The organism is Aminobacter sp. GW821-FHT11F06, assembly GCF_058808215.1.
The window spans coordinates 94,586-108,709 of the sequence record NZ_JBXARL010000013.1; the positions used below are offsets into that span (position 1 = coordinate 94,586).

Annotated in this window: 12 protein-coding genes and 1 tRNA gene; 4 read left to right on the forward strand and 9 right to left on the reverse strand. The window is 62.8% G+C overall.

From position 1 onward, the window contains the following. Positions 1-93: 93 nt before the first annotated feature. Positions 94-169: transfer RNA gene (locus AC1RTB_RS24625), tRNA-Thr, on the forward strand. Between the two features lie 145 nt (positions 170-314). On the opposite strand, the gene AC1RTB_RS24630 is transcribed toward AC1RTB_RS24625, so the two are convergent. The 8 genes from AC1RTB_RS24630 to bhcR all read right to left on the reverse strand — a co-directional run bounded on the left by AC1RTB_RS24630 (position 315) and on the right by bhcR (position 9,267). Next, on the reverse strand, positions 315-761 hold the full coding sequence (locus AC1RTB_RS24630) for a CAP domain-containing protein (protein WP_492881798.1): 447 nt from the start codon (positions 759-761) through the stop codon (positions 315-317). A 394-nt stretch (positions 762-1,155) separates the two neighbouring features. Next, entirely contained in the window at positions 1,156-2,667 is a 1,512-nt protein-coding gene (locus tag AC1RTB_RS24635) for a tripartite tricarboxylate transporter permease (RefSeq protein ID WP_492881799.1), read from the reverse strand. A gap of 10 nt (positions 2,668-2,677) precedes the next feature. Then, positions 2,678-3,139 carry a tripartite tricarboxylate transporter TctB family protein gene (locus AC1RTB_RS24640; protein WP_492881800.1) on the reverse strand — a complete coding sequence of 154 codons (462 nt, stop codon included), beginning with the start codon at positions 3,137-3,139 and terminating at the stop codon, positions 2,678-2,680. A gap of 241 nt (positions 3,140-3,380) precedes the next feature. After that, positions 3,381-4,358 carry a tripartite tricarboxylate transporter substrate-binding protein gene (locus AC1RTB_RS24645; protein WP_492881801.1) on the reverse strand — a complete coding sequence of 326 codons (978 nt, stop codon included), beginning with the start codon at positions 4,356-4,358 and terminating at the stop codon, positions 3,381-3,383. 215 nt (positions 4,359-4,573) lie between these two features. Further along, positions 4,574-5,935 (reverse strand): sigma-54-dependent transcriptional regulator, encoded by a 1,362-nt coding sequence (locus AC1RTB_RS24650; RefSeq protein WP_492881802.1) that lies wholly within the window; start codon positions 5,933-5,935, stop codon positions 4,574-4,576. Next, positions 5,932-7,776 (reverse strand): sensor histidine kinase, encoded by a 1,845-nt coding sequence (locus AC1RTB_RS24655; protein WP_492881803.1) that lies wholly within the window; start codon positions 7,774-7,776, stop codon positions 5,932-5,934. The genes AC1RTB_RS24650 and AC1RTB_RS24655 overlap by 4 nt, the downstream gene beginning before the upstream one ends. A gap of 91 nt (positions 7,777-7,867) precedes the next feature. Beyond that, on the reverse strand, positions 7,868-8,362 hold the full coding sequence (locus AC1RTB_RS24660; protein WP_492881804.1) for a YbaK/EbsC family protein: 495 nt from the start codon (positions 8,360-8,362) through the stop codon (positions 7,868-7,870). A gap of 68 nt (positions 8,363-8,430) precedes the next feature. Next, complete coding sequence (bhcR, locus tag AC1RTB_RS24665) at positions 8,431-9,267, reverse strand: HTH-type transcriptional regulator BhcR (RefSeq protein ID WP_492881805.1); 837 nt, start codon at positions 9,265-9,267, stop codon at positions 8,431-8,433. Between the two features lie 195 nt (positions 9,268-9,462). Here bhcR and gcl point away from each other — a divergent pair, with 195 nt between their 5' ends. From gcl to AC1RTB_RS24680, 3 genes are read left to right on the forward strand one after another with little or no spacing between them, the layout of a single operon-like run. After that, positions 9,463-11,244 carry a glyoxylate carboligase gene (gene gcl, locus AC1RTB_RS24670; RefSeq protein WP_492881806.1) on the forward strand — a complete coding sequence of 594 codons (1,782 nt, stop codon included), beginning with the start codon at positions 9,463-9,465 and terminating at the stop codon, positions 11,242-11,244. A gap of 18 nt (positions 11,245-11,262) precedes the next feature. Continuing rightward, a complete protein-coding gene (otnI, locus tag AC1RTB_RS24675) occupies positions 11,263-12,060 on the forward strand; it encodes a 2-oxo-tetronate isomerase (RefSeq protein WP_492881807.1) in 798 nt (265 codons plus the stop codon). 31 nt (positions 12,061-12,091) lie between these two features. Further along, positions 12,092-13,009: a 2-hydroxy-3-oxopropionate reductase gene (locus AC1RTB_RS24680; RefSeq protein WP_492881808.1), complete on the forward strand. Its 918-nt coding sequence runs from the start codon at positions 12,092-12,094 to the stop codon at positions 13,007-13,009. A 116-nt stretch (positions 13,010-13,125) separates the two neighbouring features. Here the strand turns inward: AC1RTB_RS24680 and AC1RTB_RS24685 are convergent, their stop codons facing one another. Further along, positions 13,126-13,998 carry a F510_1955 family glycosylhydrolase gene (locus tag AC1RTB_RS24685; protein ID WP_492881809.1) on the reverse strand — a complete coding sequence of 291 codons (873 nt, stop codon included), beginning with the start codon at positions 13,996-13,998 and terminating at the stop codon, positions 13,126-13,128. Between the last annotated feature and the right edge of the window lie 126 nt (positions 13,999-14,124).

Sequence of the window (14,124 nt, forward strand, 5' to 3'; positions counted from 1 at the left end):
TTAGGTCTCTCACACCGCACTGCCTGGGGATGCTGCGCCACTCTTTCGAAATTGTCTTTACTGGACCGCAAAATATGCTAACGGGAGCAAATTGCCCTTGTAGCTCAGATGGTAGAGCAGCGGTTTTGTAAACCGAAGGTCGCGGGTTCGATTCCTGCCGGGGGCACCATTTCACAAGCCGCTGCTAATTTTGGTGCCAAGTCCGTCTCGGCTCTGGCGAGAGAGTTGCTCGAACAATAATTCGTTCGTGCTTTGCGAGGTATTTCCTCTCCCCACCTGGCCTCGAATAGCATCGCTGAAAACGGGAGACGGCCCTATCGGCAAGCGAAGAAAGTCGAATATGGGCCAACTACCGAAACACCCGCGTAGCGCAGATTGGGCCGAAGCAAGTTCGTCCTATGGAGGGCGGAGTTCTTCCATCCCGCAAAAAGTTGCTGTGCGTTTTGATAGTTGTAGCCAACGTTCTCCGCACATACCACACTGAGCCCGGCGGCCTTCGCCTGGGCTGATCGCTGGCGAAAGCCATCATGGCCGAGGCTGTTTCTAGCCGCCTGGTACCGGCTATGCTGCCGCGCCAAAGCCTGCAGCGTACGATTGGAGGTTAGGGGCGCAAGGCCGCGGCTCACCCTGTAGGCATTGATCAGGGCAAGTGTCTCGGGGCCAAAATCGGCGGCTGCGGCGATGGCCTGTGTCATACCTAAGCAACCGGAGACGAGGACCGCAATTGCGACCGTTCTCGATGTGTTTGATATCGAACCCATAGTGTTTGCACCAGTGTTCGTGTGTTTGCGCAGCCCGGTCTTTTGCTTGACTGCCGCTCTCACCACCCGCCTGATCTTGCAGCAGAATTGCAGGACAAAGGGTGATCTCGCAAGATGTCCAAGTTTGGGCTTGTGTTGAAGTTTGGAGGATTTCCATCTCGCGGTCCAACTCCCGCAGTTCCAGGAGTTCGCGCGTTGCGCGACCGCGTAAAGCGCCAGCTTGCAACGCGACCGAATTTCGCGCGTGCATTCAAAGTGTAATTTTCGCGCTGGCAAGGCGCATGGTCAAATCACCATGCGCGTTTTTGCACCGGATATACCCATTTTCGTGGGGGCAAGGCTATGCGGCCACTGCGCGCCGAGCAAAGCTTGGTCGGCGCGCAGTCGCATGGCATCAGGCTTCTTCTTCGACAAAGACCTCGTCGCGCTTCTTGCGCACTGCCGGCAGCAAGACGACGATCAGCACGCAGGCGGCCAATGCCAGCAACCCGGCGCTGATCGGACGGGTGACAAAGGTGGTCGGGTCGCCGCGCGACAGGATCATGGCCCGGCGCAGGTTTTCTTCGAGCAGCGGCCCCAGCACGAAGCCGAGGAGCAAAGGTGCCGGCTCGCAACGCAGCTTGACCAGCGCGTAGCCGATGAGGCCGAAGAAGGCGACGGCGTAGAGGTCGAAGACGTTGGAGTTGACGCTGTAAACACCGATGGCGCAGAACGCCATGATGATCGGAAACAGCACGTAATAGGGCACCGTCAAAAGCTTCACCCACAGCCCGATCAGCGGCAGGTTGAGGATGATCAGCATCAGGTTGCCAATCCACATCGAGGCGATGATGCCCCAGAACAAGGCCGGCTGCTCGGTGGCGACATTGGGGCCAGGCACGATGCCCTGGATGATCATCGCGCCGATCATCAGCGCCATGACCGGGTTGGCCGGGATGCCGAGCGTCAACATCGGGATGAACGAGGTCTGCGCACCCGCATTGTTGGCCGATTCGGGACCTGCGACGCCTGCCACGGCACCCTTGCCGAACTCTTCAGGGTGCTTGGATACGCGCTTTTCGACTGTGTAGGAGGCGAAGGCCGCAAGGATCGCGCCGCCGCCGGGCAGGATGCCGAGGGCCGAGCCGATCGCGGTGCCGCGCAGGATGGGCGCTGCCATCTCGCGGAAATCCTGGCGCGTCGGCATCAGGCCCGAAACCTTGGCCATCAGCACTTCGCGGGTCTTTTCGCTTTCGAGGTTGCGCAGGATTTCGGCGACGCCGAACACGCCGACCGCGACCGCAACGAAGTTGAGCCCGTCGGCATATTCGCGGATGCCAAGGGTGAAGCGCGGCGTGCCGGTGTAGATGTCGGTGCCGACGAGGCCGAGCAGCAAGCCAAGGACGACCATCGCCAGCGCCTTGATGATCGAGCCATGCGCAAGCGCGATAGACGAGACCAGGCCTACGACCATTAGCGAGAAATATTCGGCAGCACCGAACTGTAGCGCTATGGCCGTCAGCGGCGGGGCGAAGATGGCGACCAGGAACGTCGACACTGTGCCCGCAAAGAACGAGCCGATGGCGGCGATGGCGAGTGCTGCGCCGGCGCGGCCCTTGCGCGCCATCTGGTAGCCGTCGATTGCGGTGACGGCGGATGAGGATTCGCCGGGCATGTTGATCAGGATGGCGGTGGTCGAGCCGCCATACTGCGCGCCGTAATAGATGCCGGCGAGCATGATCAGCGAGGAGACCGGATCGCCGATCTGGAAGGTAATCGGCAACAGCATGGCGATGGTGGCGGTGGCGCCGATGCCGGGCAACACGCCGATGAGCGTGCCGAGCAAAACGCCGATCAGGCAGAAGCCGAGATTGGCGAGCGTTGTGGCGGTTGAAAAGCCGAGCGCGAGATTGTCGAAGAGTTCCATCACATCCTCCTCAGAACGGCAGCCAGGGGCCGAAACGCTGGAACGGCAGGCCGAGCGCGTAGCTGAACACGGCGACCGAAAACAGCGTGACCCCGGCGGCGAGGATGACAGCGGCGAGCGGCTTCATCCGTGACGAGGCGAAGGCCGCGATCAGGCAGGTCAAAAAGATCGACGGAACGAAACCGAGCCCGCGCACTGTGAGGCCAAAGAAGATGGGCGCCGGCAAGATGAAGGCCATGCCGCGCCAGGCGACGGGGCCAATCGGCTCGCCTTCGATCCGTGTGGCCTGGACGATGACGACGAGGCCAAGCAGGATCAGCACCGAGGCCAGGACCAGCGGAAAGTAACCCGGTCCCATGCGGAAGGTGGTGCCGAGCTCAAGACCCAGCGACTGGATGGCGAAAAACGCGCCGGTGGCGACGAAGATCGCTCCGCAGGCGGCGTTGGTGGGATCTATGGCGAGGTTTTTCATGGGAAGGCCCTCCGCTGGCGCCTGATGTCGATGTTGCGCTGCCCCTCATCCGCCTGCCGGCACCTTTTCCCCGTAGAGTGACGGGGAGAAGGGAACTGGCATCAAACGCCGCTCTGCGACGTCGGCGATGAGCAAGAGGCTGCGGCAGTCTGCCTTCTCCCCGTTCACGGGGAGAAGGTGCCGGCAGGCGGATGGGGGGCGGCGCCTGGCGCTGCCGGTTTCCGCTGCAGGCGAGACGGCTTTAGTCGGCGAACTGGCCGGCGCTCTCGATGATCGGCTTCCAGCGGGCGATTTCGCCTTCAAGCTTGGCCTTGAGGGCGGCCGGCGTGGCGTCGGCGTCCGACGACGGCACGGTGCCGAGTTCGGCGAAGCGGGCAACGACATTGGGGTCCTTGAGAGCGACTTGCAGCGACTTGGACAGACGCTCGGTCACCTCAGTCGGGGTGCCCTTGGGCGCATAGAGGCCGTGCCAGATGCCGACTTCCATGCCGTCGAGGCCACCTTCCCCAGTGGTCGGAACGTCGGCAAGCACGTCGAGGCGCTTGGGCGAGGTGACGGCATAAGCCTTGATGGTGCCGCCCTGGATCTGCTTGGTGGTGTTGGTGGTCTGGTCGCACATGATGTCGACCTGGCCGCCGAGCAGGTCGGTCATGGCAGGGCCGGTGCCCTTGTAGGGAACGGTTACCAGCGGCGTGCCGATGGCGCTCATGAACAACATGCCGCACAGATGCGAGGCCGCACCGATGCCGGCATTGGCGACGGTGACGGTGTCCTTGTTGGCCTTGGCGTATTCGACCAGGCCCTTGAGGTCGGTTGGCGCAAGGTCCTTCTTGGCAACGATCGTCATCGGCACTTCGGTGACCAGGCCGACATATTCGAAGGCATTCAGCGTGTCATAGGCGAGCTTGCGGTAGAGCGTGGCGCTGGTGGCCATGCCGATGTGGTGCAGCAGAAGCGTGTAGCCATCCGGATCAGCGGCGGCGACGCGGCCGGCTCCGAGCGTTCCGCCGGCACCGCCAACGTTTTCGACGATGACCTGCTGGCCGAGGTCCTTGGACATCGATTCGGCGACGAGGCGCGTGACCGTGTCGGTCGGGCCACCGGCGGAGAACGGCACGACAACGGTGATGGTGCGCTCAGGATAGGCCTGCGCGTTGGCGGCGAGCGGGAATGCGGCAAGCGTTGCGGCGGCCGTCAGCGAGGCGAGCAGTCTCTTCATGAAATCCTCCCGGGATCTGTATCTGTGCTTCCACCCGCGCCTGGTCCCTCCCTGCGCCGGCGGTGGATGGGTAACTAGGAGCGACTGGATGCGCGCACCGCAAGGCATGCGCACGCATCCGGGCGGCTAAAAACGTTCGAGATCAGCACCGGTGGGTGGAAAAGGTGACGTTGCCCTCTTGCCGTGTGTGGATTTCCACACACGGGCGCAGCCGGTCAGGCCTCCGGGCCGTCGCTGCCACCGAGGCGGTTCTTGTCGAGGCCGTAGCGCTGCATCTTTTCGTAGAGCGTTTTGCGGGAGATTCCGAGCTGCTCATAGACCGGCTTGAGGCTGCCGCCATGGGCAAGCAGGGCCGCCGAGATCGCATTTTTCTCAAAGTCTGCGACGCGGTCGGCAAGGCGGTCGCCACTGCCGTTCGCCGCAGTTGGGCTTTCGGGCAATTGCAGGCCAAGGCCGAGCACGAAGCGGTCGGCGGCGTTGCGCAGCTCACGCACATTGCCCGGCCAGTCGCGGCGGGCGACTTCGGCGATGGCCTGGGGCGGCACTTCGACATCGTCGCGCCGGTAACGTGCTGCTGCTTCACGCGCCAGCTGGAGGAACAGCAAGGGCACGTCCTCGCGCCGTGCCGAAAGGGAAGGCATGCGCAACGTCACGACATTGAGCCGGTAGAGCAGGTCAGCGCGGAAACGGCCGGCGGCGACCTCGGCGTCGAGATCGACCTTGCTTGTGGCGACGAAGCGAACGTCGAGCGCGATCGGCTCGTTGGAGCCCAGGCGGGTAATCACGCGCTCCTGGATGACACGCAGGAGCTTGACCTGCAGGTCCGCCGGCATCGAGCCGATCTCGTCCAGCAGCACCGTGCCGCCGCGCGCGTGCTCGAATTTTCCGTAGCGTGACCTGAGCGCGCCGGGAAAAGCGCCGGCCTCGTGGCCGAACAGCTCACTTTCGATCAGGGTTTCGGGCAGGGCGGCACAGTTGATGGCAACGAAGGGCTTTGTCGCGCGGCCGCTGATGTCGTGCAGCGCGCGTGCCGTGACCTCCTTGCCGGTGCCGGTGTCGCCGATGATCAGAACGTCGGCGTCGGTGGCAGCGACCGCGCGCAGCTTGTAGCGCAGGTCGACCATCGTCTGGCTGCGGCCGGGCAGGCGCGCTTCGATGTCGTCGCGCTTGCCGGCGACTGCGCGCAGCTCGCGATTTTCCAGCACCAGGCTGCGCCGGTCGATGGCACGCGCCGCCATCTCGGTGAGATGTTGGGTGACGAATGGCTTTTCGACAAAATCATAAGCGCCTTCGCGCATGGCGCGGACCGCGAGCTGAACATCGCCGTGGCCGGTGACAAGGATCACAGGAATGTCGGCGTCGACCTCGCGGATACGGCTCATCAGCGTCATGCCGTCCATGCCGGGCATGCGCACATCGGTGATGACGACGCCGTTGAAGCCTTGGGTGATGAAGTCGAGCGCGCGTTCGGCCGACGAAAAATCCTCGACGATGAAGCCGGCAAGGTCGAGCGACTGCGCAGTTGAACGCCTGAGTTCGTCCTCGTCGTCAACCAGAAGAACGATGGGTGGTTTCATTCCGCGGCCTCGCGGACGGCTGCTCGTGCCGCGTCGAGCTCGATGGTGAACAAGGCGCCGCCCTCTGGATGGTTCAAGATGCCAAGACTCCCACCGAAGTCCTTGACGATATTATACGAAATGGAAAGACCAAGGCCTAGCCCTTTGCCGACGCCCTTGGTTGAGAAGAACGGATCGAAGATGCGCTCGGCAATGGCTGCCGACACGCCGGGGCCATGGTCACGGATCGAGATGGTGACCTTGGCGCCCTTGCGTCGTGCGGTAAGCTCAATGTTCCGGTCCGCCAACCCTTCGACCGCATCGGCCGCGTTGGTGACGATGTTGACCAGCACTTGCTGCAGGCGCACCGAGCCGGCCTTGACGGCGAGCGGCGTCGAGCCGAGATCGACGATCAGCTTGGCGTCGGCTGCCTTGAGGCGCCAGGCGACGATTTCCTGCGTATCGCGCACAACCTCTTCAAGTGCTACCGGCCCGAGCTTCTGGTTCGGCTTGCGGGCGAAGTTCCTCAGGTGCCGGCTGATCGACGCCATCCGGTCGGCGAGCTTGGAAATGCGCGAGACATTGTCGCGGGCTTCTTCGATTCGGGAACGGTCGAGCAGCGTTGCGGCGTTGTCGGCATAGGTCTTCACTGCCGCCAGTGGCTGGTTGAACTCATGCGAAAGGGCAGCCGACATCTGGCCAAGGGCGGCGAGCTTGCCGGCCTGGATCAGGTCCGCCTGGGTTCGGCGCAGCTGCTGCTCGGTGGCGCGGCGTTCGCCAACTTCGGTCTCAAGCCGGCTGTTGACCTGCGCCAGATCGGCGGTGCGCTCCTCGACCCGCCGTTCGAGCTCGACCTGCGCGCTTTGCTGCATCTGCATGCGCTCGGTGAGGCGGGCGCGGCGCTGCAGGATGATCGCGCCGCCGAGACCGGCAAGGGCAAGTGCCAGAAGGGCGGAGATAACGGCTGCCAGAGCCTGCGTATGCGCCGAAGCCGTATCGGCGAGCACATGAACCGTCCAGCGCGCCTGTGGCATCTGCTCGGCGAGTTCGAGGAACTCGCGCGACTTGCCGCCTTCGGTGATGCGGAGCAGCAGATTGCCGTCGTCGGTGGTGCTTCGCGTGACCGGCAGCTCGCGCAGCATGGCGTCGGCATAACGGCGCGAGGCTTCGGTGCGGGCGAGACGTTCGTCGGTCAGCGGGCGGAGGCTGGCATAAAGCCAGCTTGGCTGGCCGCTCATGAAGATGATGCCTTCGGGGTCGGTGACGATGATCTCTTGATCGCCACCTTTCCACGACGCTTCGATGGCGTCGACGTCGACCTTGAAGACAACGACGCCGCGAATTTCCATGCCGATGCGGATCGGAGAGGAGAAATAATACCCGCGCTTGAGCGAGGTGGTGCCGAGCGCGAAGAAGCGCCCTTGGTTGCCGCGGATGGCATCCTGGTAATAAGGCCGGTAGGAGAAATTCTCGCCAACAAAGCTGATCGGCAGGTCGTGGTTGGAAGCCGAGATCGTCTCTCCGCCGGGGAGTAGGACGTAGATGTCAGAGGATTTCAGCAGCGCATTGATTTCCTTGAGGTAATCGTTGGCGCGTGCGCGCAGTGCCGGATTGTCCGGGTCGCTGACCAGTTCCTTGATATCGTCATGGTCGGCGATCAGTTCGGGCAAGGGCTCGAAGCGGTTCATCTGGCCCGAGAGTGCAGCGACCGCGAGGCGCAGCGTGGTCTGGCCGCGCGATGCTGCTTCGTCGAGATAGATCCGGTTGGCGAAGGCGCCGCCGAAAAACACGATGGCCACTGCCAGGGTCGCCACGGCGAGACCCGACCACAGCCAACGGCGTCCTCCTGGAAATTGCGGCATCGATGCGCCCGAACCTGATTGATACTACCGAGTATAGCGGGCGGCTGTGCCCAAACAACCAAGGCGCAGTTTTCCGTCGGATGCGAGGAAACTATTCCGCAGCTTCCGCGTCTGCCTTGCCGACGGCATCCTGGCAGATGTCGCACCAATCGGCATTGACCAGCGTTGCCATGCGCTCGACGCCGATCCTGACCGCCGCATTGGTGGCACCGGCAGCCGGCACTACCTCGTCATAAGCGCGCAGCGATACGTCGCAATAGATCGGCAGCGGTGTCGCCAGGCCGAAGGGACAGACACCGCCCACCGGATGGCCGGTGATCTCGGCAACCTGCTCGACATCAAGCATGCGTGGCTTGCCGCCGAACGCATCGCGGGACTTTCTGTTGTCGATGCGGGCGTCACCACGGGCAACGACCAGCAGGACGCGGTCGCCGACGCGCAGGCAGATAGTCTTGGCGATCTGGGCCGGCTCGACACCGTGAGCTTCAGCCGCAAGGCTAACCGTGGCCGAGCTTGTCGGCGTCTCGATGACTTCGATGTCGGGGGCGTGTTCGGCGAAGAAGGCTTTGACCGACTGCAGGCTCATGTTCGTTTCCAGCACTTGTCATTGCAAATTCGGCCCTGACTTCAGCCGTTGTGGTTGTGCTGTCAAGGTCAGATGCTTGGCAAGGCGCCGTCCGGCGAACCGCCGATCATCCTGGTCAGCTCGGCGGCGGCGGCGCGAACGATTGGCCCGATTTCGGCGAGACGTTCGGGCGTCACGCGTACAGTAGGCCCGGAAACCGAAACGCCGCCAATGGGTTCGCCGAATTCGTTGAACACCGCTGCTGCCACGCAGCGCATGCCGGGATAGCGTTCTTCGTCGTCCACTGACCAGCCGCGCGCGCGGATCTGGTCGAGGTCGCGGGCAAGGGCTGCCGGTTCCGACAGCGTTCGTTCGGTATAGGCATCGAGCCCTGCCTTTCGGACGATCGCGTTGACGCGGTCGCGGTCGAGATGGGCAAGGACTGCCTTGCCGATGCCTGAGGCATGGAACGGGCTGCGCGTGCCCGGCCGGAAAAAGGCGCGGATTGCCTGATGCGTCTCGACCTGGCTGACGAAGACCACGCAATCGTCTTCGGCGACGCCGAGATTGGCGGTCTCGCCGGTCTTTTCCATCAGTTCCTGCATGACGGTACGGGCACGGTCGACAAGCTTGCGCCGACGCAGGAAGGCGGCACCCATGCGATAGGTCTCGACCCCGATCGACCAGAGCTGGCCGTCGCTGTCGAACTCGACCATGCCATGGTTCTGCAAGGTGGTCAGCATGCGGTAGGCGGTTGCCGCGGCAAGGTCCGATGCGGCTGAAATCTCGCTCAGCGAAAGCCCGTCGCTATGTGCGACGATGGCAAGGATGCGCAGTGCGCGATCAAGCGATTGCACCGATCCGGCCTCTGGTGCGGGCTGGAAGGCACGGGGTCGTCCGCGCTGCCGCTTTTCGGTCGTTGCCATGCCAGTGCTCCAGATTGCGTCTAAAAAACTTTTTCACTGAAATTGATGTGCTGCGCAACGAAAAATGAAAACATACGCAAAATCAATGGGAAGTGTGCTGATTTAAATAATGAAAAAATATTTTGAAAAAATTGCAAAAACCAGATCGCAGTGACACGATCAGCCAACATTCGGTTTCCAGTTGGAGGTAAGACCATGGCAAGGATGCGTGCTGTCGATGCAGCGGTCCTCGTTCTCGAAAAGGAAGGTATCTCCTGTGCCTTCGGCGTGCCGGGCGCGGCCATCAACCCGTTCTATTCGGCGTTGAAGGCGCGTGGTTCGATCCGCCACATCCTGGCGCGCCACGTCGAGGCGGCATCGCATATGGCCGAGGGCTATACCCGCACCACAGCCGGCAATATCGGCCTGTGCATCGGCACCTCAGGTCCGGCCGGAACCGACATGATCACCGGGCTCTATTCGGCCTCGGCCGACTCGATCCCGATCCTGTGCATTACCGGTCAGGCGCCGCGCGCACGCCTCAACAAGGAAGACTTTCAGGCCGTCGATATCGCGGCGATCGCCGCACCCGTCACCAAATGGGCCGTCACTGTCATGGAGCCGTATCTGGTGCCGATGGCGTTGCAGAAGGCTTTCCACCTGATGCGCACGGGCAGGCCGGGGCCGGTGTTGATCGACCTGCCGGTCGACGTCCAGCTCGCCGAGATCGAATTCGACATCGACACCTACGAGCCGATGGTTGTCCAGAAGCCGGCGATGACGCGTGCCCAGGCCGAAAAGGCGCTGTCGATGCTCAACGACGCCGAGCGGCCGCTGATCGTCGCCGGCGGCGGCATCATCAATGCCGACGCGTCCGATCTGCTCATCGAATTCGCCGAGATATCGGGCATCCCCGTTGTTCCGACCCTGATGGGCTGGGGCTCGATCCCCGACGATCACCGCCTGATGGCCGGCATGTGCGGCCTGCAGACCTCGCATCGCTACGGTAACGCCACGATGCTCGCCTCCGACTTCGTGCTGGGCATCGGCAACCGCTGGGCGAACCGCCACACCGGTTCTGTCGAAAAATACACTGCCGGCCGCAAGTTCATCCATATCGATATCGAGCCGACCCAGATCGGCCGCGTCTTCGCGCCCGATCTCGGCGTGACCTCCGACGCCGGCGCGGCGTTGAAGATGCTACTCGACGTCGCCACCGAGTGGAAGACGGCTGGTAAGCTGCGCGACTGGTCCGGCTGGGCCAAGGAGTGCCAGGCGCGCAAGAAGACCATGAAGCGCAAGACCCATTTCGAACAGGTGCCGCTCAAGCCGCAGCGCGTCTATGAGGAGATGAACAAGGCGTTCGGCCGCGACACCACCTACGTCACCACCATCGGCCTGTCGCAGATCGCCGGCGCACAGTTCCTGCATGTCTACAAGCCGCGCAACTGGATCAATTGCGGTCAGGCCGGCCCGCTCGGCTGGACACTGCCGGCAGCGCTAGGCGTTCGTGCCGCCGATCCGAACCGCGACATCGTTGCTTTGTCTGGCGACTACGACTTCCAGTTCATGATTGAGGAGCTGGCCGTCGGCGCGCAGCACAAGCTGCCCTACATCCATGTTGTCGTGAACAACGCCTATCTCGGCCTCATCCGCCAGGCGCAGCGTGGTTTTGCGATGGATTTCGAGGTCAGCCTGTCGTTTGAAAACATCAACCGCTCAGGCGACCCCGAGGCAGGATACGGCGTCGATCACGTCGCTGTCGCCGAGGCCATGGGCTGCAAGGCGGTTCGGGTGCGCAAGCCGGAGGAATTCGCCGCGGCCTTCAAGCAGGCCAAGCAGCTCATGAAGGAGCATCAGGTGCCCGTCGTCCTTGAGTTCATCCTCGAACGGGTCACCAACATCTCCATGGGCGTCGAGATCGACAATGTCGTCGAGTTCGAGGAGCTTGCCGAAAGCAACGAAGACGCACCGACCGCAATCATGCTGCTCGATTGATTTTCCGAGGAAGAGCCTATGCCCAAGTTTTCAGCCAATCTTTCGATGCTCTTTGGTGAGCATGACTTTCTCGACCGCTTCGATGCCGCCGCCCGCGCCGGTTTCAAGGGCGTTGAATACATCGCGCCCTACGACCACGCCCCCGATGTGGTGGCTGCGCGCCTGAAGAAGAACGGCCTCACCCAGGCGCTGTTCAACCTGCCGCCCGGCGATTGGGCGGCAGGCGAACGCGGCATCGCCGTGCTGCCGGATCGCATCCACGAGTTCCGCCAGGGTGTCGACAAGGCCATCGCCTATGCGCATGCGCTCGGCTGCGAGCAGGTCAACTGCCTTGCCGGCATTGCGCCAGCCGGAAATGCGCGTGACGTGCTGGAAAACGTGTTCGTCGAAAATCTCGCTTTTGCCGCTGACAAGCTGAAGGCGGCGGGCATTCGCCTGTTGATCGAGCCGATCAACACCAGGGACATTCCGGGCTTCTTCCTGACCAACACCAGGCAGGCGCTTGGCATCATGGACCGGGTCGGCTCGGACAACCTCTATTTGCAATACGACATCTATCACATGCAGATCATGGAGGGCGATCTCGCCCGCACCATCGAGGCCAATCTCGGCCGCATCGCGCATGTGCAGTTGGCGGACAATCCCGGTCGTCACGAGCCGGGAACGGGCGAGATCAACTACCCGTTCCTCTACGATCACCTCGACAGCATCGGCTACACCGGCTGGGTCGGCGCCGAATACAAGCCAAAGGCAGGGACGGTCGAGGGACTGGGATGGTTCGCGGACTTTGCCAGCAAGGACAGTGCTGCGGCTTGAGCCCCGAACGACGTTTTGAAGGAATATGAAAATGGAAAAAATTGGCTTCATCGGGCTCGGCATCATGGGTGCGCCGATGGCGGGGCATCTGCTGGACGCGGGTTATGAGGTTACGGCGAGCGACCATCGCGGGGCGCTGCCGCAGGCGCTGGTCGCCAAGGGCCTGAAGAAAGTGACCGGTCATCAGGCGCTGGCCAAGGCTTGTGACATCATCATCCTGATGGTGCCGGATACGCCGCAGGTCGCCGATGTCCTGTTTGGTGAAAACAGCGTTGCATCAGGTCTTTCCAAGGGAAAGCTCGTCATCGACATGAGCTCGATCTCACCGATCGAGACCAAGGAATTCGCCAGAAAGATCAACGAGCTAGGCTGCGATTATCTCGACGCCCCAGTCTCCGGCGGTGAGGTCGGTGCCAAGGCGGCATCGCTGACCATCATGGTTGGCGGCGAGGAAAAGCCGTTCGAGCGTGCCCGTCCCGCGTTCGAAAAGATGGGCAAGAACATCACCTTGGTCGGCCCCAACGGCGTCGGCCAGACGACAAAGGTCGCCAACCAGATCGTGGTCGCGCTCACCATCGAAGCTGTGGCCGAGGCACTGGTGTTCGCGTCGAAGGCTGGAGCCGATCCGGCAAAGGTGAGGCAGGCGCTGATGGGCGGTCTCGCAGCTTCACGCATCCTCGAAGTGCATGGCGAGCGTATGGTCAAGCGCACCTTCGCGCCTGGCTTCCGCATCGAACTGCACCAGAAGGATCTCAACCTTGCTCTGCAAGGCGCCAAGGCGCTCGGCGTGTCGCTGCCCAACACCTCGATGACGCAGGAGTTGTTCAACTCCTGCATCGCCAATGGCGGGGCCAAGCAGGATCACTCGGCCCTGGTGCGCGCGCTCGAAAGGATGGCCAATTTCGAGGTCGGTTCTGAGGCAGGTGGGGTCAAGAACGAAGCAGCATAGGCAGGAGAGGGCGTGGCGTAACGTTCCCAAGTTGCGCCTTTTCCAAGCCGTCGAAGAGCGGGTTCCGGCATGATCGCCGGAGCCCGTTCCGCGTTTCGTTCCGGGGCCGCTGCGTCTTAGTTCGCGCCAAGCTTGCTCCAGGTCGCGCCCGCATCGCCGCTGACCACGATCGCCAGCTCGCCGGTGACGGCGACCATACGCTCAGGCGACTTGGCATCGGCTGCAAGATGCAGGATGTAGCCCGCGCTGTCGGGTCCTTGCCCAATGGTCTCGAATTTCGGCGCGGCTTCTGTAGCCCTGAGCAGGCCGCGGCCGGGCACGAAGGCGTAGATCGTGCCCTCGGCGGTCAGTTCGACTGTCGTGACCGGCACATCGGCGATCAGCGTCTGCCAATTCTTGGCACCGTCGCGGCTGATCAGCAGCCCGGTTTGCGTCGCGGCGTAAACGACCGCTGGATCGGTCGGCGATACGGCCAGATCGATCAGCTTGGGCGGGGCTTCACCTGCGATCGTCCACGTTGCGCCGGCATCGCTGCTGGTCTGGATGCTGCCATATGAACCATAAAAGACGTCGGGGTTCGACGGGCTGACCGCCAGCTGGTGGAAATCGACCGGCCCGTTGGCACCAGGCGAAACCTGCGTCCAGCTTTTTCCCGCGTCGGTCGATTTGATGAAGCCGAGATTGCCGCCGCCCTTTGGATGGCCGCTTGCAAATAGAATCGCGGCATCGGTCGGGTGCGGGCTGAAGCCCATGAAATCGTCGCGGCTGTCCGAAATTTCGCTCACGCTGCCGTCGGCTGCCGCCCGCATCAGGCCATGATGCGTGGCGATCAGGATCTTGCTGGGCTCGGCACGATCGAAGGCGAGCCCATGGATATGCGTGTTCCCCGCAAGATCGGCGACGGTCTTGGTCTGGGCGAGAGCAGGGGCTGCAATACCAAGCGCCAAGGCGAGCGAGAGCAAAGGGATGAGTTTGGGGCGGTGTGCCAATGACGTATCTCCGTTCGCCGTCAGGCTACGGCTTCCGCCAGGTGGAAGGTCAAGGGCTGTTCGCGATGAAACCAAGATCCGGGGTGGGGGGGGGGGGGGGGGGGGGGGGGGGGGGGGGGGGGGGAA

Excerpts from the sequence above, each read along its gene's own strand:
- AC1RTB_RS24630 (WP_492881798.1), bottom strand. The coding sequence starts at position 761 with ATGGGTTCGATATCAAACACATCGAGAACGGTCGCAATTGCGGTCCTC.
- AC1RTB_RS24635 (WP_492881799.1), bottom strand. The coding sequence starts at position 2,667 with ATGGAACTCTTCGACAATCTCGCGCTCGGCTTTTCAACCGCCACAACG.
- AC1RTB_RS24640 (WP_492881800.1), bottom strand. The coding sequence starts at position 3,139 with ATGAAAAACCTCGCCATAGATCCCACCAACGCCGCCTGCGGAGCGATC.
- AC1RTB_RS24645 (WP_492881801.1), bottom strand. The coding sequence starts at position 4,358 with ATGAAGAGACTGCTCGCCTCGCTGACGGCCGCCGCAACGCTTGCCGCA.
- AC1RTB_RS24650 (WP_492881802.1), bottom strand. The coding sequence starts at position 5,935 with ATGAAACCACCCATCGTTCTTCTGGTTGACGACGAGGACGAACTCAGG.
- AC1RTB_RS24655 (WP_492881803.1), bottom strand. The coding sequence starts at position 7,776 with ATGCCGCAATTTCCAGGAGGACGCCGTTGGCTGTGGTCGGGTCTCGCC.
- AC1RTB_RS24660 (WP_492881804.1), bottom strand. The coding sequence starts at position 8,362 with ATGAGCCTGCAGTCGGTCAAAGCCTTCTTCGCCGAACACGCCCCCGAC.
- bhcR (WP_492881805.1), bottom strand. The coding sequence starts at position 9,267 with ATGGCAACGACCGAAAAGCGGCAGCGCGGACGACCCCGTGCCTTCCAG.
- gcl (WP_492881806.1), top strand. The coding sequence starts at position 9,463 with ATGGCAAGGATGCGTGCTGTCGATGCAGCGGTCCTCGTTCTCGAAAAG.
- otnI (WP_492881807.1), top strand. The coding sequence starts at position 11,263 with ATGCCCAAGTTTTCAGCCAATCTTTCGATGCTCTTTGGTGAGCATGAC.
- AC1RTB_RS24680 (WP_492881808.1), top strand. The coding sequence starts at position 12,092 with ATGGAAAAAATTGGCTTCATCGGGCTCGGCATCATGGGTGCGCCGATG.